Here is a 22,676-nt window from a genome sequence, read left to right on the forward strand (position 1 = left end):
CTTCAGCCCCGCTCGCGCTCGCGGCGGTGGATGGTGGACACGTCGATGCCGAGGATCTCCGCGGCGCGCGTCTTGTTGCCGCCGCACTGGGCCACCACGAAGGCGATGTACTCGCCCTCCAGCTGGCGCAGGGGCACGAGCCGGGCCTGGGCCTGGGCGAGCGGATGCGCGCCGGTGTCCACGCCGGGCGCGTGCGCGCGCAGCGTGTTCACGTCCACCGTCTCCAGCACGGTGACGACGGCCAGGCGCTCCACCAGGTTCTCCAGCTCGCGCACGTTGCCCGGCCAGGGCGCGGAGGCGAGCAGCGCCAGGGCCTCGGGGGTGAAGCCCGCGAGCCGCACCCGGGCATTGCGCTCGCGCGCGCGGCCCACGAAGTGCTCCAGGAGCAGGGGAATGTCCTCGCGCCGCTCGCGCAGGGGTGGCACGCGCAGGGGCACCACGTCGAGCCGGTAGAAGAGGTCCTGGCGGAAGCGGCCCTCGCGCACGCGCGTCTCCAGGTCCTGGTGCGTGGCGGCCACCACCCGCACGTCCACCTTGCGCGACGCGTCCGCGCCCACCGCGCGCACCTCGCCATCCTCCAGCACGCGCAGGAGCTTCGCCTGGAGCTCGGGCGCCATGTCGCCGATCTCGTCGAGGAAGAGCGTGCCTCCGTCCGCTTCCAGGAACAGGCCCCGGCGCGGCGTGGTGGCCCCGGTGAAGCTGCCCTTCACGTGGCCGAACAGCTCGCTCTCCAGGAGGGAGTTGGGGATGGCGGTGCAGTTGACGGCCACGAAGGGCCCGGCCTTGCGCGGCCCCTCGAAGTGCAGCGCGCGCGCCACCAATTCCTTGCCCGAGCCGCTCTCGCCCCGCACCAGCACGGGCACGTGCGAGTGGGCCACGCGCTCGATGAGGGCGTACAGGTCGCGCAAGGGGGCGCTGCGGCCCACCAGGGCCCCGAAGGCCGAGCGGTCCCCCACCGCCTGGCGCAGGGCGCGGTTCTCCTCGCGCAGCCGACGCTCGGCGATGGCGCGCCGCACGTACAGGAGCACCTCGTCCAGGCGGAAGGGCTTGGTGAAGTAGTGCGTGGCGCCGCGCCGCATGGCCTCCACGGCGTTCTCCACGCCGCCAAAGGCCGTCATGATGAGCACGGGCATCAGCGGGTCCGCCTCGCGCACGGCCGCCAGCACGTCGAAGCCGTCCACCTTCTCCATGCGCAGGTCGCACACCACCGCGTCCAGCACCCGCCCGCGCACGATGGCGAGCGCCTCCGGGCCGCTCGTGGCCACGTCCACCGTGTAGCCCTCGTCGGTGAGCGCGTCGGCGAGCAGCCGCGCCATCTCCACGTGGTCATCCACCACCAGCACGCGTCCCTCAGACGGCATGTCGCTCCTCGCTCGACGCGGGCGGCGGCGGCCACCCGGGAGCCCCCACGCTACACACGCGCCACCGCTCGGGAACAGGGGCGCGCGTCACCGCCTTCCCGATGGGGCGGAATGCCCCTCCCCGGCCAACAGCGGACGCTCTCGCTGGATGAGCTCGGTGAGGAACTGGAGCACGGCGCGCACGCGGGCGTTGTTCTGAAGGTCCGGGTGCACCACGAGCCAGATGTCCCGGCGCAGGGCGTCCACCCGGGGGGCCACGCGGCGCAGACCCGGCTCCCGGTCCCCCCGCAGACACGGCAGCACCGCCACGCCGAGCCCCGCGCCCGCCGCCGCCACCACGGACAGGAGCGAGTTGCAGCGGATGGCCAGACGCGCCCCCGAGGCATGCTCGGCGAGCCAGCGCGCCTCGGGCCAGCGCGCGGCGGCGTCCGTGTAGCCGATGACATCCTGGCCCGCGAGGCCCCGCGTCAGGTCCGGGAGCCCCCGCCGCGCCAGATAGTCCTCCGAGGCATAGGGAGCGACGGCGATCTCCCCCACCTTGCGCGCCACGAGCGAGGCGTCCTGGGGACGGGTGAGCCGGATGGCGACCTCGGCCTCGCGCCGGGTGAGATCCAACGAGCCGTAGTCGGTGAGGAAGCGCACCTCGATGCCCGGGTAGCGCTCGCGGAAGGGGGCGAAGCGGGGCAGGACCATGTCCACCGCGAAGGCCTCGGTGAGGGTGATGCGCACCTGGCCCTCCAGGCGCGCGTCCTCGCCGCTGGCCCGGCGCTCCACCGCGAGCGCCGACGCCTCCATCTGCTCCAACGCCGGGCGGATGCCCCGGCCCGCGTCCGTGAGCACCAGCCCCGAGGGCGTGCGCTCCACGAGCTTCGTGTCGAGTTCGCCCTCGAGCGCCGCGAGCCGACGCCCCACGGTGGTGGCGTCCACCTCCAGCACCCGGGCCGCGGCGGCGAGCGACCCCTCGCGGGCCACGGCGAGAAAGCAGCGCAGGTCGTTCCAGTCCGGCATGCCCTGCGATTTCGCATGCCCCCGCTGCACGGACCAGCGTTTTCGCAGGGATGGGATTGGGGCATTCCTTCACTCGCCCAGGCCGCGCTGGAGCGGCCGGTGCCATCTCTTGCTGGGAGTTCCCATGAACCGCATGAACCGCCTGATGCTGTCCACCCTCGCCCTGGGCCTCGCGGCCGGCTGCGCCACGTCGGGGGGCGCTGGGGCGGGCACGAAGGTGAAGCCCAATGACTTGCAGGGCGCGTGGACGAGCGCGGTGTGCGAGTCGATGCCCAACCCGGATGGCTCGAAGACGTACTTCCAGCGCAAGTTCACGCTGACGGAGAAGGACTGGACGATGCACTTCAACGCGTTCGGGGATCCGGGCTGCTCGGTGAAGCTGTTCACCGCGCGGGTCGAGGGCCCCTATGCGCTGCGCCAGGACTCGGCGACGGTGGCGGGGGCGACGGAGGCGGACTTCGGCTTCGGCCGGCACTACATGACGGCGTATGTGCAGCCCATCGCGGACTGGTTCCAGGGCGCGGGGTGCGGCGGGCAGCCGTGGAAGCTGGGCGAGGAGCAGGAGACGAGCAAGACGGGGTGCGTGTTCTTCAAGCCGGTGGCGGCGTGCGGCACGGACCACGACGTGGTGAAGGTGGAGGGGCGGCAGCTCTTCTTCGGCCAGCGGCCCGCGGACAACGACATGTGCACGCCGGGCAAGCGCCCCCAGGCCCTCACGGCGGTGGCCGTGGTCCGCGACTGAAGATGCGGTGAGGGGAGCTGCTACTCTACGGAGCGAGACTCCTCATGCTCCACCATCTCGCGATCCTGCTCTTGGTGCTTCTCACAGGATGTGGCGCCACTACTCGCGGCGCCCATCCCAGCATCGGGCAAGGCGCGCTCAGATCGGGAGCGCCCCTGGCGCCGCGAGTCCCTTCATCCGCCCCACCGCTCCGGGAAATCATCGGAGAAGGCGCGGGGAAGGGTCTTCCTCGTGCGATCCTCCGACTCGTACCACGAAGCGCAACCACCGTGGCGGAGGCAGCAAGTTCAGCCACGACGGGCAAGGCGCTCGTCGCGGGTGGCGCCCTTGTCGCGGTGGGAGGCAGTGTGGTCCTGGTATGCGTGACAGCCCGGGCCGCCCTGGACGGCAAGCAGACCCCGCTCGACATCGCGGATACGTTCTACGGCACGCACTTCGGTGACATTCAGGGCTGGATTCAGGGTTGCTACGCGCCCAAGAACACGGCTCCCGCAGGATCACCTGCACTCGCGTCGGAGCCGAACTCCGCCGCCGGGCCTCACACGACTCCGGGGACGACGCCAGTCCACGGGAGAGACAAAGGCACGAGGCGCCTGGGGCGTATCTACGTGACCTACACGAAATTCAACCGAACAGTCAGCCGCTCCTACTCGGGCCGGACCAGCATGGTCATCGACCTGGAGAAAGATCTGGAAGCACAAGCCGACCTGGCCGTGGCCTCGCGCGATTTGAACCATCACGTCCAGCAGGACGAGAAGACCGAACCCAAGGGTCCAGGATATCTACCGGCCGTGCGTGATGAATTCGATGTCGGAGCCGCGATCGACTACGCGACTCGGTACAGTGATGTCGCCTACTGGAGGATTCGCGGAAGGGAGCAACAATTGATCGACTTCCATGGGGGCGCGCAATCCGACGGACGGACCCCGTCTCGTACCGAGAATGTCCAGAGAGGCGTGGCCAAGGACAACCCCTTGGGAAGGCTGTTTCACGACGCAGCCACGAAGCGATGGGGTCAACTCGCCCCCTACACCGGAGATTGAGAAGTGGGTACGCGGAAGAATGGAACAGGAACGTTCATCAGACTGGCACTCACCGATGGCTCGTTCGGTTACGGCAGACTGCTTGAGCCTCCCCATGTGGCCTTCTATGCGCACAGGACAGCCCACCCGGACCCCGATCTGGACGGGATCGCCTCGAAACCCGTCCTCTTCACCATCTCCGTCAATCTGCTCGCGCTGAAGGCCTGGGAAACCATCGGGTGGAAAGAACTCGAGGAGCACCTGGCCCAACCACTCGTCCAGTTCAGACAGGACATCGGCGATTTCCGCCGCTGCACCATCTTCGACACCTCTGGCAACAAAAGAGCGGCCGAGCCCAGGGAATGCGTGGGACTCGAACGCGCCGCGATCTGGGAACAAGTGTCCGTCGAGGAGCGCCTGCTCGATGCATTGCTGAATCGGCCCAATGCCACCGTCGAGTATCTGAAGGCCCGCCTGACATGAATAGGGTGGACGCACCAGAGTTCCCCTCGATGCTCCACGGCACCTCCGCCGCCATCCTCCGCAAGGTGAGGGCCGAGGGGCGTTGGTGGGTCCGGGAGTACCGCAAGACCGGAGCATTTCCCCCGCCCCGCGAAATGAGTCAGGTGTCGCCCGGAGACGTCATCGTCGTCCGCCCGGGCGCCGAGTTCGACTTGAACCAGTCGCGTTGGTGGGTGCACCTATTCGTCGGTGTCTTCACCCATATGAGTGAAGGCACCCCGCCGGAAGAACAACAGCGCACCTCGGAGACCTTCGAGTCCTTCTGCCTGGGCACGCCCTGGGGGGCGCTCTACCATGCCGTATCGCCCCCGCCCCTCCGGACCGCGGAACGCACGGCCCACCGGCTCACCTCGGTGCTCCGCTTCTGGGAGGAACTCCAGACGCTTCGTTATGCGTTCCGGTTCGGCGCGAAGTTCACGCTCGAGGAACTCATGGCGGAGGTCTATCGCGAGACCCTGAACGCCTGGTGTCCAGAGGCCCCCGGGTCGCTCCGTGAGCACATCGCCCTGGCGGCGGAGCGCATGTCCCACGCGACCCGCGAGCAGAGCACGGAGGTTCTCCTCCAATTGATTCCAGGCCTGGTAACGGGGGACAGGGACTTGAAGCACCACGCCGTGCTCAGCGATCCGGACTTCCTGCGCGAGCGCCTCGTCGAACTCCCCGCCGAGGATTTCGCCGACATCGCCGGGACCTACAAGTACGCGGTGGCCGTCCAACTGGCGGCCTGGGACCGGGAACTGGACCGGCATTAGCGTTCCGTCAGACGGCGGGTCGCTCCTCGGCGGGCGGGGGAGACATCGGCCAGAGCAGCGTCACGCACGTGCCCTGCCCGGGCTCGCTCTCCAACTCGATGCGGCCTCCGTGGTTGCGGACAATCTGCGCCACCACCGCCAGCCCCAGCCCCGTGCCCTGCCCCCGCTTCTTCGTCGTGAAGAACGGGTCGAACACCTGGTGCAGGCTCTCCGGCGGAATGCCACACCCGTCGTCCCGCACCGTCATCCGCACCCCGCTCCACGCTCCCGGCTCGCCCGGCGTCTCCGCCCGCGCCGCCAGCCGCACCGTGCCCCCCGGCTCGCACGCGTCACACGCGTTGAGCGCCAGGTTGAGCACCACCTGCAGCAACTGGTCCGGATTCGCCAGCAACAGCGGCAGCCCCTCGGACACCTCCACCTCCAGCCGCACCTTGCGCCGCTCGGCCTCGCCGTGCAGCAGCTCCCGCGCCCCCTCCAGGAGCGCCCCCAGCGCCACGCCACGCACCGCCACCGGCTGCACCCGCGAGAAGTCCAACAGCTCGCGGATGGTCCGGCTCACCCGGTCGATCTGCTCGACGATGACCTGAACCCCCGCCGCCTGCGGGTGCCCCGCCCCGAGCTTGCCCGCCACGTACTCGGCCCGGCCCCGCACCACGCCCAGGGGCGTGCCAATCTCGTGCGCGATGCCCGCGGCGAGGATGCCCACCGTGGCCAGCTTCTCCGCGCGGAGCAGCTGCGACTCCAGCGCCCGCACGTCGCTCAGGTCCTCCACCACCAAGAGCGCCCGCACCTCGGCGTCCTGGCGCTCCAGGGGCACGGCGTGCAGCCGGTACTGGCCCTCCTCGCCGAAGAGCGGCAGGGACTCCTGCAGGCTCACCACGCGCTGGGCGGCGCACGCATCCGCCACCAGCGCCACCAGCCGGTCCACCACCGCCGCGGGGGCCTCGGGGAAGGACTCGCGCAGGGACGCCCCCACCGCCGTGGGCGGCAGCCGCGCGCGCAGCGCCTGGTTCACCGCCGTCACCCGCCCCTCGGCCGACAGCGCCAGCACCCCGGTGGGGATGTGGTCGAGGATCTTCTGCGTCTTCTCGTGCAGGTGGGCGAGCTGGTCCGCGTGGCGGCGGCTCTCGCGCAAGGCCACGGCGCGGCGCGAGGCGACGATGACGTAGGCGACGAAGACGACGAGGAAGAAGGCCACCAGCACGGCCCCGAGCGCCACGCGCAGGATGATGCCGCGCTCGTGGGCCCGCAGCTCCGCCGACGAGGCGAGCAGGGCCACGGACCAGTAGGGCCCGCCGCGCATGGGAATGGGCTGGTAGGCGGCCAGGGTGTCCGCGGCGTCCAGGCCCAGGCGCTGCGCCTCGCCCTCGGGGAGGAACACCGTGCCCTGGCCGCCCTCGCGCATGCGCCGCACGAGCTGCGCGAACGCGGGCACCTCGTGGGGCGCGGCGTCCGCGCGCTGCACGCCCTCCACCAGCGTCGGCGCGCTCGCCGGGGTGGGCAGGCCATGCGCGCCGAGGAGCAGCAGCCGCACCTCCGAGTCCGTGGCGATGAGCTTGAGCGGGGCGAAGAAGCTCTCGGTGTCCACCAGCACCGCGAGCGCGCCCCCGGGGCCGTCCTCCCCGGGCGCGTAGGCGGTGGAGAAGATGCGGAACCAGTTGCCGGGCGCGGCGGCCACCGGCGGCGTGGTGAGGATGTCGCCGGGCGCGCGGGTGAGCGCGGCGTGGGCCATCTCCGTGAGGCTCGTGCTCACCGCGCCCCGGGTGACGGCGGGGCCCGCGCGCCGGTCCAGCACGGTGAAGCGCTGCTCGCCCTCGGCGTCCAGCACCACGATGGCCTTGAACTGCCCCACCACTTCCAGGAGCGCGAGCAGCTCGCGCCGGTGCTCGTTGACGGTGCCGGGGCGGCTGAGCAGCTCGCCCGCGAAGCGCAGGTCGTCCGCCGCGTCGTCGAGCGAGTCGGCCACCTCGCGCGCCGCCGCCTCCACCTGGGCGGTGCGCTCGGCGGCGAACTGCGCCACCAGGGCCGCCCGGTCCCGGTGGATGAAGTGCACCACGCCCACCACCACGCTCGCGAGCGCGACACACAAGAGGAGCACGGAGACGACGGTGTTGCGGTTCATGGCCCGGGAAGTCCCGTCCCCGAGTCTACGCCGCGCCCGGGTGGCAGGACACGTCCAGGGGCAGCCCGAGCGCGGCCAGCTCCGCCAGCTCCTCCGGCGAGAAGGCGAAGTGGCACGGCCCGTCGTAGGCGACGAGCAGTGAGAGCGTGGCCTCGGTGGCGCCCAGCGAGCGCAGGGTGGGCAGCGCCGCCTTGAGCTCGTGCAGCGGGCCGCGCAGGGAGGCGCCCGGGGCCACGTCGTCGTCGAGCAGCGGCAGCAGCGCGCTGCCCTGGGCCCGGGCCACGCCGGCGTAGCGGCCCGAGGGCACCACCTCCCCCGGCTCGTTCGCGTCCACGAGCGGCAGGGCCGTGCGCTCCACGGCGAGCGCGGGCGAGAAGCGCTCGCCCTGGAGCAGGCAGAACAGGAAGCGGCGGATCATCCCACGTCCACCAGGAGCAGCAGCGGCAGCACCTGCTTGCGCGGCGCACGTGTCCGCCGGCGGCGCGCGGGACGGCGCGGCGTCTCCAGGCCCACGGCGGCGGCGCACGCGGGGCCCACCAGCGCATCCAACGACAGACACAGGGTCTGGCCCAGCCGGCGCAGGGTGGCCGGGCCGGGCGCCATCTTCCCCCGCTCCAGGCGCATGTAGGTGGACACGCCCACGCCGATCCGACGCGCCATCTCCTGCTGGGAGAGCGCCGCGCCCAGGCGGGCGGTGCGCAGCGAGTCCCGGAGCGACTCGGCCAGTTGTTCGCGGACACCAGGGGAGAGGTGACTTGGCATGGTGGCCCCTACCCTAGCGACCCGGGACGTCAGTTCAACAGGTCATCCGATTCCGGCGGTCATGAGCGGCGCTCCCGCCTCGGCAAGTAGGGTCCGGCCCCCGCCCCGACCCCGGGTGGCATCCGCCCGGCCCGGGCGTCACGACGCGGCGCGTTTCGGACATCGCGGCATTTTCGCCCTTCGCTGGATTGACTCACGCGTCGAAGGGGTGGTGGAAAACCAGGGCCGACAGGCAGGCGCGGGCCCGTCGTGGCTCAACCCCCTCCACCGCGCTGGGAGTCCCTCCGATGAAGAAAAGCCCCCTCCCCCGTCCGACCTGGCGGGCCCTGCTCACCGCCGGTGCCGTCCTCTCCTGTGGGCCCACGCCGGAGTCCGTCCTCCCCGAGGGCGCCCCGGACATCGAGGGCCAGACGCAGCAGGCGGACCTGTCCTGGACGCTCGGCGCCCAGTACGACGCCTCCCAGGCCAACATCACCTTCAACGTCTATTCCGCGCGCGCCACGCGCATCGAGGTCTACCTCTACAAGACGCCGCAGGGGGCCCAGGAGGTGCTGAGCTACGTGCTCACCAAGAACACCAGCACCAACGTGTGGACCAAGACGGCCTCCGTCACCACGCTCAAGAACGCGGGCATCACGGGCGCGGTGTACTACGGCTACCGCGCGTGGGGCCCCAACTGGACGTACGACTCGACGTGGAAGAAGGGCAGCGCCACGGGCTTCAAGTCGGACGTGGACAGCGCGGGCAACCGGTTCAACCCCAACAAGTTGCTCATGGACCCGTACGCGCTGGAGATCTCCCATGATCCCACCAACCCGGTGACGACCAACGGGACCCTCTACGCGTCGGGCCCGAACTACCGCAACATCGACAGCGGGGCCCAGGCGACCAAGAGCATCGTGCTGCCGCCGATCGCGCGGGCCTACGGCACCAAGCCCACGCGCGCGCTCAAGGACGACATCATCTACGAGGTGCACGTGCGCGGCCTCACCATGGGCGACACGAGCATCGCGAGCGCCTACCGGGGCACGTACAAGGGCGCGGGGATGAAGGCCGCGTCGCTCGCGGCGCTGGGCGTCACGGCGGTGGAGTTCCTGCCCGTGCAGGAGACGGACAACGACGACAACGACGTGAACGCCACGAGCACCCAGGACGACAACTACTGGGGGTACATGACGCTCAACTACTTCGCCCCGGACCGGCGCTACTCCTCGGACAAGAGCGCGGGCGGCCCCACGCGCGAGTTCCAGGAGATGGTGAAGGCCTTCCACGACCAGGGCATCAAGGTCTTCATCGACGTGGTCTACAACCACACGGGCGAGGGCGGCTCGTGGAGCGCCACGGACAAGACCACCTACAACGTGCTGTCGTACCGGGGCCTGGACAACCCCACGTACTACAGCCTCACCAGCGACATGCAGAGCAGTTGGGACAACACGGGCGTGGGCGGCAACTTCAACACCCGCAACGCCGTGGCGCAGAACCTCATCGTCGACTCGCTCAACTACTGGAAGGACGAGCTGGGCGTGGACGGGTTCCGCTTCGACCTGGCGTCGGTGCTCGGCAACACGTGTGAGCACGGCTGCTTCAACTACGACAAGATGACGAGCGGCACGGCGCTCAACCGCATCTGGAACAGCCTGTCGCCGCGCGCCGTCGGGGGCGGCACGGGCGTGGACCTCATCGCCGAGCCCTGGGCCATTGGCGGCAACAGCTACCAGGTGGGCAACTTCCCGAGCGGCTGGGCCGAGTGGAACGGCACCTACCGGGACACGTTCCGCAAGGACCAGAACGAGATGGGCATGAGCACGGTGACGCCGGGGCAGCTCGCCGCGCGCTTCGCGGGCTCCTCGGACCTGTATGGGGATGATGGCCGCCGGCCCTCGCACTCCATCAACTTCATGGTGGCCCACGACGGCTTCACCCTGAAGGACCTCTACAGCTGCAACAACAAGAGCAACAACCAGGCGTGGCCCTACGGCCCCTCGGACGGCGGCGAGGACCACAACACCTCGTGGGACCAGGGCGGGGCGGGCGCGGACCAGCGCCGCGCGGCGCGCAACGGCATGGCCTTCGTGATGGTCAGCGCGGGCGTGCCCATGTTCAACGGCGGTGACGAGTTCCTGCGCACCCAGTACTGCAACAACAACGTGTACAACCTGGACTCGAGCGCCAACTGGCTCAACTACGGGCTGAGCACGGACCAGACGAACTTCAAGACGTTCACCCAGCGGCTCATCGCCTTCCGCAAGGCGCACCCGGCGCTGCGTCCGGCCAACTTCTACAGCGCCTCGGACACCAACGGCAACGTGATGGAGCAGCTGCGCTGGTTCCGTCCGGACGGCGCGGTGGCGGACTCGGGCTACATGGGCGATGGCAACAACCACTCGCTCGCCTTCCGCATCGACGGGACGGAGTTCGGTGACTCGGCCGCGGCCATCTACGTGGCCTACAACGGCTGGAGCGGCGCGGTGGACTTCAAGCTGCCCTGGGCCTTCAATGGCAAGCAGTGGTACCGCGTGACGGACACCTGCAACTGGGCCGAGGGCGCCAGCCAGGTGTCCAGCCCCGGCTCGGAGCCGGCCGTGGGCGGCGAGGGCGCCACCTATGGCGTGTGCGCCCGGGGCCTCGTGGTGCTGATCGCGAAGTAATCCCAGACACGGGAAGTCCAAGCGGGGCGCGGCGCCAGGACAGGGCCGCGCCCCGCGCGTTTCCAAGCGGCACTCAAGGGAAAACCCTTCGAGGTATGGCCAACCCTCCGGTGATTCGGGAACATGGGCGCATGCCCATGCCTTCACCGGCTCCACCCGGAAGCGCCGCGCGTTGGCGGACATGGCTCCGCGTGCTTGTCCTGGTCCTGATGGGCACGCAGTGGGGTTGTGCCGCCCACGCACCTCGGCCACCGCCAAAGCCCGCCCTCACCCAGGACCTGCCCGCGCGTTTCGGCGCGGTGCGACTCGACGCCTCCGCGGTCGCCACCTCCCTGGCCACCGCATGGCTTCACACGCCCCTGCGCGTGCATGCCGCTTCGCCTCCGCCCTCGCGCTGGCCCCGGATGCTGCGGGTCTCCCATTCCACGGAGCGGGGTACGGAGCTACCACGCGCCTATGCGGCCTTCTGCGACCGTCGCGGCTCGGCGGGCGACTGCCTGCGCCTGCTGGAGGATGGCCCCCACCTCGATGGTCGCGACCGACGCGACCTCGCCCTGGCCCTCGCGGTCCACTCGGCCCTGGACGCCCTGGACGCCGAAGCACGCGCCCTCGTCAACGCCTCCCAGCTGTGGACCACACTCAGCCTCACGCTCACCGGCTACCTCGTCCTGCTCACCGCCCCCGAGCCCATCACCAAGGGCGTGGCCACGGCCCTCACCGTCCTGCTCTGGGCCTACCTGGGCTGGGAGCTCCTCGACCTGCTCCACGCCTGGCTCCAGCTCTCCGCGGACGCCGAGACGGCCACCACCTTCGCCCAGGTGCGCGCGGCGGGCGAGCGTTTCGGTGCGGTCATCGGACCCAACAGCGTGCGCATCCTGCTGCTGCTGGGAACGGCGTCCCTGAGCGGCGGTGGAGCGCTGCTCTCCCGAGCCCCCACGCTCCCGGGCTTCTCCCGGGCGGCGAGCGCGGCCGGTGCGCAAGGCGTCCGTCTACTGGAAACGGCACGGGACGCGGAGCGGATCCAGGTGGCCGTCACCGAGGGCACGCTCCAGGTCGTACTGCCCGCCAATGCCTTGAGCATGGCGGCCCGGAGTGGGCCCCAGGTGCACCACATCGCCACGGTGGAGAACAACGTCTCCACGGCGCGGGGTGGACCGTGGACGCCTCGGTTCAAGAAAATCTTCGACAAGGCCGGCATGTCGATGGAAGACCCCGCCAACAAGGCCATCCTCGAGGCCCACCGGGGACCCCACCCGGAGAAGTACCACGCACGCGTCCATGAACGGCTCATGGAGACGACCGACGGTTGTCCTGGCACCACCCCATGCCGCGAAGCGCTGACGTCCGAGCTGAGAAAGATGATGCGGGAACTCGCCGACCCGACCTCCGATCTGCACAAGCTCCTCTCTCTCTAGAAGCACCCCCCGTCCATGAACCCTCCCTCCCGCTTCTTCATCCTTCGCGACGACGTCGAGGCGCCGGGCCGGTGGGACCTGGGAACACCCGTGGATGGGCGGGGCCACGAATGGGATGACGCCGCCTTCAGGAAGGGAGCGCCCGTCTCCGTCGAGGGGCCGCTGCGGATTCCCCTCCGAGCCCACGACGGCACGGCACTGGACTACACCGAAGCAGGCCTTGGCGTCCCGCTCGTCTCCGCCAAGGCCGCCGCCGTCTTCTCCGCGCTGGCGCCTCATGACATCCAGCTCATTCCCGTGAGCGTCGAGGCCCATCCCGAGCCGTTCTTCATCCTCGTCAGCACCCGCGTGGAGAAATGCATCGACGATGAGCAATCTTCCTCCGTCGAGTACTGGAAACCCGAGGACGGGCGCCCGGATCGAACGGGCCGCTACCGCTCCGTGCAGGGCCTGCGCATCGATCCGACGAAGGTGGGCGACGCGCGGGTCTTTCGCACCTGGGGTTGGGTGAATCTGCTCGTCTCCGAGCACGTCAAACAGGCGCTGGAGGACACGGGCGCCACGGGCCTTCGCTTCGAGGAAGTCACGGGCCCGAGTGACCTCTCGGCCGAGGAAAAAGCCTGGGCCCGCGCGGCCCGCGCCCGACGCGAGCGCGTTGACCGCGCCCGCGATGCTTTTTGGAGGACCCTCGGAACCCTGGACACCGACACCATTCCCCTCGTCGGCTTCGGTCCCTGGCCCTCCCATCGGCAGATCTGGCGTGTCATCCGCCGCCCGAATGGCCACACGTTGATCGTCACCGACGGGCTCTCTGATTATTTCCTCGACAGCACCGAGGACTCGGTGGGCTTCGGCCTCGAACTCTCCCTGGAGACGGATGCCACCTTTCCCCGGCTCTACACGAGCTGGCCCACCCTGCTGCTGCAACGGGTGAGCACTGAACTCGCCGAGCACGCGCCGGTGCGCGAGCGCGCTCTCATTGGCCTCTGCCTCGTCGAAGTCCCGGGCAAGGACATGCCCAAGGCGCTGCGCTCTGCCGAGGGAACCGTGGGCGTCGTGCTCGGGCTGCCCACCCCGGCCCTCCCCGATTGCTTCACCCTGCCCGCGGGCCTCGTGAAGCTCGTCACCGTGAAGGCCCTGCTGGCCTCGGAGCTCCTCTGGCTTCGCTCACGCGGCGAGGACGGCCTGGCCCTGCTCGCCACACGGCTCCAGCATGAGCCGTCACCGCACCTGAGCCAGGCACGCCGCCCCGCCCTGACGCCCTAGCCTCCGCCCGCTGTCCGGCCCAGGGGAGCAGCGGGTGTCCGCCCGACTGCCGCGCGCCCGAGGGGAAGTCGTTATGCGTGAGCAGGAGGTGTCACATGAATCCCCCCCTGTTCGGACCCAAGAAACGCCAGCCCGCCACCCTGGAGGAGATCCAGCGGCGGGCCCGCCGGGAATTGGAGGAGTGGGAGGCCTCGGAGGCGGAGCAGGAGGACGGCTTCACCACCTCGCGCCGCGGCGTGCTGCCCGGGCGCTCCCACGAGCAGCCCTCATCCCTCACGGACAGCCGGAGCTGACCGCCAGCGCGTCGTACGCCATCCAGCCGTTGCGCTTGGTGCCCGTGGCCGCGATGACGTACCCGTAGAGGAACTTCATCGTCCCGGACTGCTTGCGGTAGCGGCCCACGCTGTCCTGCACCCACAAGGGAATGTCGATGGACGGCACCCCCGTGTCCGTGGGCACGTCCAGGCGCTGGAACTTCGTGCCCGCCGGGAAGTGGTCCACCGCGGGGCCGCCCAGCGCGAAGCCCGGCACGTTGAAGGCGAGGTTCACCGAGCGCTGGCCATTGGCCCGCACGAGCGGCAGGTAGTCCCCGGCGCGCTCGTGCGTCGCGTCGCTGTCGTAGACCACCTTCTTGAGCTCCAGCACCGGGTCGTGCGTGTTGCGCACGGCGTAGCAGCCCAGCTTCGCCAGCCCCGAGCCCAGCGCCGACACGTGCCCCACCTTGTTCTCGAAGGACGTGCGGCCCAGGATGCTCGAGACGGGCAGCCACCCGGCGCTCGAGTTGGACGTGGACACCGCGAAGGCATGCGTCTCGCCCGCGAACACCCGCGTCTGGCCATGGTTGAAGGCCGCGCTCGTGCGGGTGTTGGTGCCCACCACCGTGCCGTCCCCATCCCGGATGGGCACGCCCGTCGTGAGGCCCCAGTTGTCGTCCGCCGGGTCGTTCGTCTCCACCCGGTTGCCCCCGTCCACCCGCAGCTTGCAGTTGTAGGGGCTCGCCAGGCAGTAGCCGCCGTTCACGCCCGCGTAGGCCGCCTGCGCCTTCGTGGCCAGGGACTCCGCCGCGCCGTCACCGCCCGGCGCCTCCCCGCCACACGCCGAGGCCAGCACCGCCACCGAGGAAAGCACATGAAGTGGGTTTTTCATGTTTCCCATGGAAAGCGAAACCGGTGGGTGGAGTCAAATCGCCTTCTGTAGGAGGGCCAGCTCCCGCCGGGCGCTCCGGGCGCCGTACCAGCGGCTGTGGCGCTTGAGGCACGCGCGCAATTCCGCCTCCAGCCGCCCGGCCGAGTCATGGCGCTCCGCGGGGTCGCCCCGCAGCAGCGCGCGCAGCACCTGGCGCACGGGCTCGGACACGCCCTGGGTGGCCTCCTCCACGTCCCGGGGCATGAGCAATTCCGCCCGCAGCACCGCGTCCTCCACGGCCCGGAGGGCCTCGGGGGGCCGCTCCTCGCGCAGGGACTCCAGCAGCCGCCGCCCGTAGTCCACGCGCCGCTCCAGCGTGGGCACCGCGTAGAGGCGCCGGCCCGTGAGCAGCTCGAGCAGCACCACGCCCAGGGAGAACAGGTCCGCCCGCGAGGACTGGCGCCAGGGTTTGAACTCCGGCAGCAGCCGCTCCGGCGCCGTGTAGTCGAGCCCGCCCGGAGGCCCCCCGCCCGCCGTCGGGTCCCGCTCGGGCAGGCAGGACCACACCGTCTCCAGGTGCGTGAGCACCACCCGGCCCTCCCGGCCCAGGCGGATGTGCGCGGGCGACACGTCCCGGTGCACCAGGCCCTCGGGGTGCAGGGGGTGGAGCGTGAAGGAGTGGGCCTGGTGGAGCGCCCCGGCCACCTGGGCGCCGACATACAGCGCGAACGCCTCGCTCAGGGGCCGGCCCCGCCGCGCCGCGTCGCGCAGCACGTCCGCCACCGAGCACCCCTCCACGTACTCCACCACCGTGTAGTGCACGTGGCGTCGGCGCTGCATTTCAATCACCCGGGCGAGGCTCGGGTGCTCCAGGCGCACGGGCAGGGCCGACTCCACCACCCGCCGCCACGCCTCGGGCCTCGGGTGCGGACGCGTCAGGCAGCGGATGACGACCCGCTCGGACAGGTAACCGGGGCTGTGCCGCCAGCCCAGGAGCACCTGTTCGCCGTCGGGGCCCTCGGAGAGAAAACGGATGCGCTCGTAGTCGGTGTGGCCCACCGAGAACAAGAGCGGCCCGGAGCCCCGGGGGTCGGGGTCGGGCAGGAGCCAGGAAGGAATTTTGAAGCCAGACATGCGGCCGGGACCCTACTTCCGGTGTGGCGGCCGTCTGAATGACCCGAGGGGTTGCCCCTTTCCCACCTGACGCGCGGTCTCAGGACGCGGCCGTCAGGGCACAGCTCACCGGAAGGACGTTCTCCTCCGGCAGCGGCAGCGAGCGCGGGGTGGACTGCTCCGGCTCGGGGTGGATGGGGGTGGTGCGCTCGCGCAGGGCGCCGCCCGGGCGTCCGGACAGGAAGGCCTGGAGCTCGGCGACGATGGACAGGGCGATCTCGTCTCCGCCCTCCGCGCCGATGTCCAGGCCCATGGGCCCGTACACCCGCGCGAGCTGCTCGGCGGTGGGGCGCGCGTCGCGCACCGTGGGGCCCGCGAGCAGCCGCTCGGTGCGCCGGCGGGGCCCGAGCACGCCGATGTAGCGCACGGGCGAGGCGATGAGGGGCGCGAGCACCGCCTCGTCCTCGGGGTAGTTGTGCGTCATGAGCAGCGCGAGCGTGCGCGCGTCCAGGGTGAGCCCCGCCAGGGCCTTGTCCAGGCGCGAGGCCACCCACGCATCCGCGCGCGGAAAGCGCAGGCGCAGGTTGCCCGCGGGCCGCGTGCCCACCACCGTCACGTGCCAGCCCACCGTCTTGGCCAGGTCCACCACCGGCACCACGTCCACGCCCGTGCCGAAGATGAGGAGCGGCACCGGGGGCTGCACGACCTCGAGCGCCACCTCCACCACGCGCGCGGCCGTTTCCCGCCGCACGTAGCCCGCGCGCCCGCCCGCCAGCACCCGCTCCAGGTCCTCGCGCAGCACGTCGCGCAGGGCCGCGTCCTCGACCGTGGCCTCCAGGCGCCCGCGCGCGTCCAGCATCACCCGCGCCCCCACGCGCTCGCGGCCCTCGGCGGCCACCACCACCGTGGCCACCGCCACCGCCACGCGCTCCTCCTGGCCGCGCGCCAGGAAGTCCAGGACCTGGGGCCGGGCGGGGTCCAGGCGCTCGAGCAGCAGTTCCACGAGCCCGTTGCACCCCAGGCCCATGGTGAAGGCGAACTCGTCGTCCGCGCGCGAGTCGTACTGGATGACCACGGACTCGCCCTGGGCGGTGCGCCAGAGCGCCTTGCGCAGCACGTCCGACTCCAGGCAGCCCCCGCTGATGCCGCCGGCGAGCTGGCGCTCGCCCGTCATGAGCATGCGCGCGCCGGGCCGCCGGTACGTCGAGCCCTCCACGCGGACGATCGTCGCGAGGATGAGCGGCTCGGCGCTATTCCGGGCGGACCGCCAGGCCGTGAGGATCTCGCTCAGCTCTCGCATGGGGGGTTCACGTCTCCTGGAGAATCCGGTCCAACGTCAACGGCAACTCGCGCACCCGCCGGCCCGTGGCGTGGAACACCGCGTTGGCGATGGCCGCGCTCACCCCCGTGATGCCAATCTCTCCGATGCCCTTGACCCCGATGGGATTCACATGCGGGTCGTCTTCCGGCACGAAGAGGATGTCCATGTCCGGCACGTCCGGATTCACCGGCACATGATAGTCCGCCAGGTCCCGGGTGATGAAGCGCCCGCTGCGCGGGTCCACCACCGAGTGCTCCATGAGCGCCATGCCGATGCCCATGACGATACCGCCATACATCTGGCTCCGGGCCGTCTTGGGGTTGAGGATGGTGCCCGCGCCGTACACGCCCACCCATCGGCTCACCCGCACCTCCCCCAGGTCCGGGTCCACGCGCACCTCGCAGAACTGGGCGCCGAAGGAGTGCATGGCGTACTGCTCCTTCTCCTTGCCCGGCTCGGACTCCGCCTCGGCCTCCAGGGTGCCCAACTTCTGGCGCTGGAGGAGCGCGGCATAGCTGTCCTTCTTCCCGCCCGCCACGAGCTGGCCCCGCTCCACCGTCACGTCCCCGGCCGGGAGCCCGTGCAGGGGCGAGCCCGGGTCCGCCACCGCCAGGGCGATGGCCTTGTCGCGCAGGGCGCGCGCCGCGAGCTTCACCGCCGAGCCCACGCTGGCCGTCGTCTGGGAGCCGCCGGACACGGGGGTCTGGGGCATCCGGGTGTCGCCCAGATCGAAGGACACCTGCGCGGGCATGAGGCCGAGCGCGTCGGCGGCCACCTGGGTGAACACGGTGTAGGCGCCGGTGCCCAGGTCCTGCGAGCCGGAGACGACCCGGGCGTGCCCGTCCGGCAGGAGCGTGGCCCGGGCGCCCGCCTTGGAGCGGCGCACCGGGTAGGTGGCGGTGGCCATGCCCCAGCCGATGAGCGTGCGGCCGTCCTTCATGGCGCGCGGGGTGGGGTCGCGCCGGGCCCAGCCGAACCGCTCGGCGCCCACGCGGTAGCACTCCTTGAGCGACTTGCTGCTCCAGGGCAGGCCCGTCTCGGGGTCCGTGTCCGCGTGGTTGCGCAGCCGCAGCGCGAGGGGGTCCATGCCCAGCGTGTGCGCCAGCTCGTCCATGGCGCACTCGAGCGCGTGCAGGCCCGAGGCCTCGCCCGGCGCGCGCATGAAGGTGGGCGTGCCCAGGGAGAGCCGCGCCAGGCGGTGCGAGGTGGCGATCTGCTCGCTCGCGTAGAGGATGCGGGTGACGGCGGCGCTCGGCTCGACGAACTCGTCGAAGGTGGAGGTGGCCGTGAGCACGTCATGGCGCACGCGCAAAAGCCCCCCGTCCTTCCGGGCCTCCAGCCGCACGCGCTGGTGCGTCTCCGGGCGGAAGCCCACCGGGCCGAACATCTGCTCGCGCCGCAGCACCAGCTTCACCGGCCGGGACACCGCGCGCGCCGCCATCACCGCGAGCACCGTGTGCGCCCACGTGCTGCCCTTGCCCCCGAAGCCGCCGCCGATGAACTTGGTGATGACGCGCACCTTCTCCGGCGGCAGGCCGAAGAGCGCCGCCAGGCGATCGCGCGCGTTGAAGACGCCCTGGGTGGCGTCGTACACGGTGAGCGCGTCCCCGTCCCACACCGCCGTGGTGGCATGCGGCTCCATGGGGTTGTGGTGCTCGTAGGGCGTCACGTAGGTGGCGTCCACCTGCGCGTCCGGCTTCGCCGTGGGGGCCTGGCCCTGGACCAGGTCCGCCTCGCGCCCGTTCATGGCCTGCTTCTTCGGGGCGTAGGCCCGCGAGCGCTCGGCCTTCAGGTCCACCCGGGCCTGGCTCGCGCGGTAGCGCACCTGGACGAGCGCCGCCGCGTGCGTGGCGCGCTCCAGCGTGTCCGCGATGACGAGCGCCACCGGCTGGTGCTGGGAGTCCACCTGGCGCGTCTGCAGCACGTGGACGAAGCGGTCCTGGGGCTTCTGCTTCTTGGCCGGGTCCTTGGCGAGCCTGGGCGGCTTCTCCGGCGAGAGGACCGCAAGCACGCCCGGCGCCTGCTCGGCCGCGCGCGCGTCCACGCCGGTGATGGTGCCCCGGGCGATGGTGCTCGTGACGATCACCGCGTGCACCAAGCCCTCGTGGGGGTACTCGGCGGAGTAGCGCGCCGCGCCCGTCACCTTGAGCCGCCCGTCCACCCGGTCCAGCGGCTGGCCTACCGTGTTGTCCATGGTGTGCTCCGTCAGAGGAGACCCGCGGTGAGCGACAGGGCGCGCACGAGCGTGCGCCGCGCCAGCTCCACCTTGAAGGCGTTGTGGGGGCGGGTCCGGGCGCCCTTGAGCGCGGCGGCGGCGGCGGCCTTGAAGCGCACCTCGTCCGCCTTCTGGCCGATGAGCGCCGACTCCGCCTCGGTGGAGCGCCAGGGCCGCGTGCCCACGCCGCCGAGCGCCACGCGCGCGTCCTTGATGGTGCCCGCCTCCAGCTCCAGCGCCACCGCGGCCGAGGCGAGCGCGAAGGCATACGAGGCCCGGTCCCGCACCTTGAGGTAGCGCGAGCGCGCGGCGAAGCCCGACACGGGCAGCGTCACGTGGGTGATGAGCTCGCCGGGCTTGAGCAGCGTCTCGCGCTCGGGGTGCGCGCCGGGCTCCAGGTGGAAGGCGGCGAAGGGCACGTCCCGCTCGCCCTCGGGGCCCTGGAGCTGGAGCGAGGCGTCCAGCGCCACCAGCGCCACGTTCATGTCCGAGGGGTTGGCCGCGATGCACTGGGGGCTCGTGCCCAGGACCGCGTGCATGCGGTTGTAGCCCTCCAGCGCCGCGCAGCCCGTGCCGGGCTCGCGCTTGTTGCACGCCTGGGACACGTCCCGGAAGTACGCGCAGCGCGTGCGCTGCAGGATGTTGCCCCCGAGCGTGGCCATGTTGCGCAGCTGCGGCGAGGCCCCCGCGAGCAGCGCCTCGGACAGCACCGGGTAGCGCTCCCGCACGCGCGGATGGTTCGCCAGGTCGCTGTTGCGCACGAGCGCGCCGATGCGCAGCGCCCCGCCCTCCAGCTCCTCCACCCGGTCCAGCGGCAGCCCGTTGATGTCCACGAGCAGCGCCGGGTTGTGCACGTGCAGCTTCATCAGGTCGAGCAGGTTGGTGCCCCCCGCGATGGGCACGGCGTCCCGGGGCCGCGCGGACAGCCGCTCCAGCGCGGCGGGCGCGTCCTGCACGGCGACGTAGTCGATGGCCCTCATGCGCTCACCCTCCCGCCTTCTGGCCGCGCGCCTCGCGCACCGCGGCCACGATGTTGGGATACGCCCCGCAGCGGCAGAGGTTGCCGCACAGGCCCTCGCGGATGTCCGCGTCGCTCGTTCCCCAGGGCTCGCTCAAGAAGCCCACCGCGCTCATGATCTGCCCCGGCGTGCAGTAGCCACACTGAAAGCCGTCGTGGGCGAGGAAGGCGGCCTGCACCGGGTGCAGCGTCTCGCCGCGCGACAGGCCCTCGATGGTGGTGATGGCCTTGCCCCGCTGCATCACCGCGAGCGTGAGACAGGCATTCACCCGACGCCCGTCCACGAGCACCGTGCACGCGCCGCACTGGCCCAGATCGCAGCCCTTCTTCGTGCCAGACAAACCCAAGTGCTCGCGCAGCGCATCGAGCAGCGTGACGCGCGGCTCCAACTCCAGCGCATGCGTCTGGCCATTCACCTGCAGCGTCACGGGCACCGCGGGTACCGGGGGTCCATCCAGGCCCGGCGGAAAATTCGGGCTCGCCGCGTCAGCGGCCGAGGGAGCGAGCAGTCCGCTGGCCAGCAGCGCACCTCCCGCCACGGCCGTACCGACGAATTCCCGCCGGCTCAGCGTCGATTCCTCCTCGGGCGGCGTGTCACACCGCGCGCCCGCGGGAAGAGGCCGTTTCGGGTCGGACATGGTGCGCCCTCCTGCGCGAATTTCCACCGGTACGCCGGAGCGAGGGAGCGCGATATGACAAGGGCGAGCGACTGTCGGATGAGCGACCCCCTGCACGGATCGCTGTCGGACACTTCACATCCCGGGAGCCCCCGCCCGGAGAGGAGCGAGCATGAGACCGATCACGGTAGTGGTACTGGCGGCCGGCGCGTCCAGTCGTCTCGGACGCCCCAAGCAGCTCGTCGTCTGGCGTGGCGAGACGCTCGTCCACCGCGCCGCGCGCATCGCCGTGGAGGCGGACATCGGCGCGGTGCGGGTGGTGACGGGCCTGCTGCCGGACGAGGTCGCCGGCTCCGTGAGCGACCTGCCCGTCACCTGTGTCCACAACACCCAGGCGCACGAGGGCCTGTCGAGCTCCATCCGCCGGGGCGTGGAGGGGCTCGACACCAACGTGCTGCTGCTCACGTGTGACCAACCCCTGCTCACCGCGGAGCACCTGCGCGAGATGGCGGACACGCGGCGCTTCACCCAGGCCTCCATCATCGCGTCCTCCTACGAGGGCGTGGTGGGCGTGCCCACGCTGGTGGCCCACGAGCTGCTGCCCGAGCTGCGCGCGCTCCAGGGAGACCAGGGCGCGCGGGCCCTGTTCGAGGGCCGCGCGGTGGAGGCCGTGGTGTTCGACGGCGGCGAGCTCGACGTGGACACGGAAGAGGACGTCATCCGCCTGCGCGAGCGCGCCGTCACCGGCTACTAGGGCTTGGGCTTGGGCGGCGCGGGCGGCAGCCGCTTGGGCTTGGGCGCGGGCTCGGGGGCGGGCGGAGGCTCCGGCGGCGGGGCCTTCCGCACATCCACCAGCTCCACCTCGAACACCAGCGCCGAGCCGCCCGGGATGCCGGGGGTGCCGCGGTCGCCGTAGGCCAGGTCGGACGGGCACACGAGCTTGGCCTTGCCGCCCACCTTCATCTTCGCCACGCCCTCGGTCCAGCACTTGATGACGCCGTCGAGCGGGAACTGGGCCGGCTCGTTGCGCGTATACGAGCTGTCGAACTCCTTGCCGTCCGGGAGCGTGCCCCGGTAGTGCACCGTCACGGTGTCGGACGCCGTGGGGCTCGCGCCCGAGCCCACCGTGAGGTCCTTGTAGATGAGGCCCGACTCGGTGCGCACGGCGCCGGGCTCCTGGGCGGCCGCTTCCAGGAAGGGCTGGCTCTTCTTCTTCGCCTCGGCGGCCCGGGCCTCGGAGCGGTTGCGAGCCAGCTCGACAATCAGGGGCCCGTAGGACCGCACGTCCACCGCGGGCTCCTTTCCGAGCACCTCCGCGCTCAGGCCCGCCTGCATGTACGCCAGATCCTCGGGCGACATGTTGAACACCTGGATCTGCCGACCCAACGTGCTGCCCAGGGCGTAGAACGTCTTCTGCTCCTCCGTCTGGGGCGCGCCCACGGCGGCGTCGGCCGGCGCGGCGGCGGGCGGCGGAGGCGTCGGGGCCTGCGCGGCGCGCTCCGCGGCACAGCCGCTCAGGGTGAACAGCACCAGCGCGGTCCCTGCCCAGCTCTTGCGTGACGTCATGCGGTGTCTCCTCCCGGGCGCGGAAGACGGCGGGTCCCGGTGATGCGCTCCACCTAGCGCACTCCCCGTCCGGGCACC

At 71.3% G+C, this 22,676-nt stretch carries 21 protein-coding genes; 9 read left to right on the top strand and 12 right to left on the bottom strand.

Annotation, left to right across the window (positions count from 1 at the left end; genetic code table 11):
* Nucleotides 1-2: 2 nt before the first annotated feature.
* Together I3V78_RS01975 and I3V78_RS01980 are read right to left on the bottom strand one after the other, a co-directional pair.
* A complete protein-coding gene (locus I3V78_RS01975) occupies nucleotides 3-1,361 on the bottom strand; it encodes a sigma-54-dependent transcriptional regulator (RefSeq protein WP_204484619.1) in 1,359 nt (452 codons plus the stop codon).
* A gap of 87 nt (nucleotides 1,362-1,448) precedes the next feature.
* Entirely contained in the window at nucleotides 1,449-2,369 is a 921-nt protein-coding gene (locus I3V78_RS01980; RefSeq protein ID WP_204484620.1) for a LysR family transcriptional regulator, read from the bottom strand.
* A 124-nt stretch (nucleotides 2,370-2,493) separates the two neighbouring features.
* Between I3V78_RS01980 and I3V78_RS01985 the strand changes: the two genes are divergently transcribed.
* The 4 genes from I3V78_RS01985 (at nucleotide 2,494) to I3V78_RS02000 (ending at nucleotide 5,407) form a co-directional block, all read left to right on the top strand.
* Nucleotides 2,494-3,111, top strand: coding sequence for a hypothetical protein (locus I3V78_RS01985; protein ID WP_204484621.1), 618 nt, complete (start codon nucleotides 2,494-2,496; stop codon nucleotides 3,109-3,111).
* 269 nt (nucleotides 3,112-3,380) lie between these two features.
* Nucleotides 3,381-4,154: a hypothetical protein gene (locus I3V78_RS01990; RefSeq protein WP_204484622.1), complete on the top strand. Its 774-nt coding sequence runs from the start codon at nucleotides 3,381-3,383 to the stop codon at nucleotides 4,152-4,154.
* A gap of 3 nt (nucleotides 4,155-4,157) precedes the next feature.
* On the top strand, nucleotides 4,158-4,616 hold the full coding sequence (locus I3V78_RS01995) for an Imm26 family immunity protein (protein ID WP_204484623.1): 459 nt from the start codon (nucleotides 4,158-4,160) through the stop codon (nucleotides 4,614-4,616).
* Between the two features lie 29 nt (nucleotides 4,617-4,645).
* Complete coding sequence (locus I3V78_RS02000; protein WP_239576255.1) at nucleotides 4,646-5,407, top strand: hypothetical protein; 762 nt, start codon at nucleotides 4,646-4,648, stop codon at nucleotides 5,405-5,407.
* A gap of 7 nt (nucleotides 5,408-5,414) precedes the next feature.
* Here I3V78_RS02000 and I3V78_RS02005 read toward each other — a convergent pair whose 3' ends face one another.
* The 3 genes from I3V78_RS02005 to I3V78_RS02015 are packed head-to-tail and all read right to left on the bottom strand — an operon-like array spanning nucleotide 5,415 to nucleotide 8,291.
* Nucleotides 5,415-7,529: a two-component system sensor histidine kinase NtrB gene (locus I3V78_RS02005; RefSeq protein WP_204484625.1), complete on the bottom strand. Its 2,115-nt coding sequence runs from the start codon at nucleotides 7,527-7,529 to the stop codon at nucleotides 5,415-5,417.
* 25 nt (nucleotides 7,530-7,554) lie between these two features.
* On the bottom strand, nucleotides 7,555-7,947 hold the full coding sequence (locus I3V78_RS02010; RefSeq protein ID WP_204484626.1) for a hypothetical protein: 393 nt from the start codon (nucleotides 7,945-7,947) through the stop codon (nucleotides 7,555-7,557).
* Complete coding sequence (locus I3V78_RS02015; protein ID WP_204484627.1) at nucleotides 7,944-8,291, bottom strand: helix-turn-helix domain-containing protein; 348 nt, start codon at nucleotides 8,289-8,291, stop codon at nucleotides 7,944-7,946. The genes I3V78_RS02010 and I3V78_RS02015 overlap by 4 nt, the downstream gene beginning before the upstream one ends.
* Before the next feature lie 287 nt (nucleotides 8,292-8,578).
* On the opposite strand from I3V78_RS02015, the gene I3V78_RS02020 reads away from it, so the two are divergent.
* The 4 genes from I3V78_RS02020 (at nucleotide 8,579) to I3V78_RS02035 (ending at nucleotide 13,916) form a co-directional block, all read left to right on the top strand.
* Complete coding sequence (locus tag I3V78_RS02020; protein WP_204484628.1) at nucleotides 8,579-10,942, top strand: isoamylase; 2,364 nt, start codon at nucleotides 8,579-8,581, stop codon at nucleotides 10,940-10,942.
* Nucleotides 10,943-11,073: 131 nt separating this feature from the next.
* Nucleotides 11,074-12,357, top strand: coding sequence for an AHH domain-containing protein (locus tag I3V78_RS02025; RefSeq protein WP_476756482.1), 1,284 nt, complete (start codon nucleotides 11,074-11,076; stop codon nucleotides 12,355-12,357).
* 15 nt (nucleotides 12,358-12,372) lie between these two features.
* Nucleotides 12,373-13,623, top strand: a complete 1,251-nt coding sequence (locus I3V78_RS02030; protein WP_204484630.1) for an imm11 family protein — start codon at nucleotides 12,373-12,375, stop codon at nucleotides 13,621-13,623.
* A 95-nt stretch (nucleotides 13,624-13,718) separates the two neighbouring features.
* Entirely contained in the window at nucleotides 13,719-13,916 is a 198-nt protein-coding gene (locus I3V78_RS02035) for a hypothetical protein (protein ID WP_204484631.1), read from the top strand.
* Here the strand turns inward: I3V78_RS02035 and I3V78_RS02040 are convergent.
* The 6 genes from I3V78_RS02040 to I3V78_RS02065 form a co-directional block, all read right to left on the bottom strand.
* Nucleotides 13,897-14,769, bottom strand: coding sequence for a hypothetical protein (locus tag I3V78_RS02040; protein ID WP_204484632.1), 873 nt, complete (start codon nucleotides 14,767-14,769; stop codon nucleotides 13,897-13,899). The genes I3V78_RS02035 and I3V78_RS02040 overlap by 20 nt on opposite strands.
* 33 nt (nucleotides 14,770-14,802) lie before the next feature.
* Nucleotides 14,803-15,882, bottom strand: a complete 1,080-nt coding sequence (locus I3V78_RS02045; RefSeq protein WP_204484633.1) for a serine/threonine protein kinase — start codon at nucleotides 15,880-15,882, stop codon at nucleotides 14,803-14,805.
* A gap of 79 nt (nucleotides 15,883-15,961) precedes the next feature.
* Nucleotides 15,962-17,161 (bottom strand): XdhC family protein, encoded by a 1,200-nt coding sequence (locus I3V78_RS02050; RefSeq protein ID WP_204484634.1) that lies wholly within the window; start codon nucleotides 17,159-17,161, stop codon nucleotides 15,962-15,964.
* Nucleotides 17,162-17,168: 7 nt separating this feature from the next.
* Entirely contained in the window at nucleotides 17,169-19,376 is a 2,208-nt protein-coding gene (locus I3V78_RS02055) for a xanthine dehydrogenase family protein molybdopterin-binding subunit (RefSeq protein WP_204484635.1), read from the bottom strand.
* A gap of 11 nt (nucleotides 19,377-19,387) precedes the next feature.
* Complete coding sequence (locus I3V78_RS02060) at nucleotides 19,388-20,377, bottom strand: FAD binding domain-containing protein (protein WP_204484636.1); 990 nt, start codon at nucleotides 20,375-20,377, stop codon at nucleotides 19,388-19,390.
* 4 nt (nucleotides 20,378-20,381) lie between these two features.
* Entirely contained in the window at nucleotides 20,382-21,053 is a 672-nt protein-coding gene (locus I3V78_RS02065) for a (2Fe-2S)-binding protein (RefSeq protein WP_204484637.1), read from the bottom strand.
* A 151-nt stretch (nucleotides 21,054-21,204) separates the two neighbouring features.
* On the opposite strand from I3V78_RS02065, the gene I3V78_RS02070 reads away from it, so the two are divergent.
* Entirely contained in the window at nucleotides 21,205-21,786 is a 582-nt protein-coding gene (locus I3V78_RS02070; protein ID WP_204484638.1) for a nucleotidyltransferase family protein, read from the top strand.
* Here the strand turns inward: I3V78_RS02070 and I3V78_RS02075 are convergent.
* On the bottom strand, nucleotides 21,783-22,598 hold the full coding sequence (locus tag I3V78_RS02075) for an FKBP-type peptidyl-prolyl cis-trans isomerase (RefSeq protein WP_204484639.1): 816 nt from the start codon (nucleotides 22,596-22,598) through the stop codon (nucleotides 21,783-21,785). The genes I3V78_RS02070 and I3V78_RS02075 overlap by 4 nt on opposite strands.
* Nucleotides 22,599-22,676 lie beyond the last annotated feature (78 nt).

Source organism: Archangium primigenium, from assembly GCF_016904885.1.
GTDB classification, from domain to species: Bacteria; Myxococcota; Myxococcia; order Myxococcales; family Myxococcaceae; genus Cystobacter; species Cystobacter primigenius.

Coding starts and splice junctions, on each gene's coding strand:
- I3V78_RS01975 (WP_204484619.1), bottom strand. CDS start 1,361: ATGCCGTCTGAGGGACGCGTGCTGGTGGTGGATGACCACGTGGAGATG.
- I3V78_RS01980 (WP_204484620.1), bottom strand. CDS start 2,369: ATGCCGGACTGGAACGACCTGCGCTGCTTTCTCGCCGTGGCCCGCGAG.
- I3V78_RS01985 (WP_204484621.1), top strand. CDS start 2,494: ATGAACCGCATGAACCGCCTGATGCTGTCCACCCTCGCCCTGGGCCTC.
- I3V78_RS02000 (WP_239576255.1), top strand. CDS start 4,646: ATGCTCCACGGCACCTCCGCCGCCATCCTCCGCAAGGTGAGGGCCGAG.
- I3V78_RS02005 (WP_204484625.1), bottom strand. CDS start 7,529: ATGAACCGCAACACCGTCGTCTCCGTGCTCCTCTTGTGTGTCGCGCTC.
- I3V78_RS02010 (WP_204484626.1), bottom strand. CDS start 7,947: ATGATCCGCCGCTTCCTGTTCTGCCTGCTCCAGGGCGAGCGCTTCTCG.
- I3V78_RS02015 (WP_204484627.1), bottom strand. CDS start 8,291: ATGCCAAGTCACCTCTCCCCTGGTGTCCGCGAACAACTGGCCGAGTCG.
- I3V78_RS02020 (WP_204484628.1), top strand. CDS start 8,579: ATGAAGAAAAGCCCCCTCCCCCGTCCGACCTGGCGGGCCCTGCTCACC.
- I3V78_RS02025 (WP_476756482.1), top strand. CDS start 11,074: ATGCCCATGCCTTCACCGGCTCCACCCGGAAGCGCCGCGCGTTGGCGG.
- I3V78_RS02030 (WP_204484630.1), top strand. CDS start 12,373: ATGAACCCTCCCTCCCGCTTCTTCATCCTTCGCGACGACGTCGAGGCG.
- I3V78_RS02035 (WP_204484631.1), top strand. CDS start 13,719: ATGAATCCCCCCCTGTTCGGACCCAAGAAACGCCAGCCCGCCACCCTG.
- I3V78_RS02040 (WP_204484632.1), bottom strand. CDS start 14,769: ATGAAAAACCCACTTCATGTGCTTTCCTCGGTGGCGGTGCTGGCCTCG.
- I3V78_RS02045 (WP_204484633.1), bottom strand. CDS start 15,882: ATGTCTGGCTTCAAAATTCCTTCCTGGCTCCTGCCCGACCCCGACCCC.
- I3V78_RS02050 (WP_204484634.1), bottom strand. CDS start 17,161: ATGCGAGAGCTGAGCGAGATCCTCACGGCCTGGCGGTCCGCCCGGAAT.
- I3V78_RS02055 (WP_204484635.1), bottom strand. CDS start 19,376: ATGGACAACACGGTAGGCCAGCCGCTGGACCGGGTGGACGGGCGGCTC.
- I3V78_RS02060 (WP_204484636.1), bottom strand. CDS start 20,377: ATGAGGGCCATCGACTACGTCGCCGTGCAGGACGCGCCCGCCGCGCTG.
- I3V78_RS02065 (WP_204484637.1), bottom strand. CDS start 21,053: ATGTCCGACCCGAAACGGCCTCTTCCCGCGGGCGCGCGGTGTGACACG.
- I3V78_RS02070 (WP_204484638.1), top strand. CDS start 21,205: ATGAGACCGATCACGGTAGTGGTACTGGCGGCCGGCGCGTCCAGTCGT.
- I3V78_RS02075 (WP_204484639.1), bottom strand. CDS start 22,598: ATGACGTCACGCAAGAGCTGGGCAGGGACCGCGCTGGTGCTGTTCACC.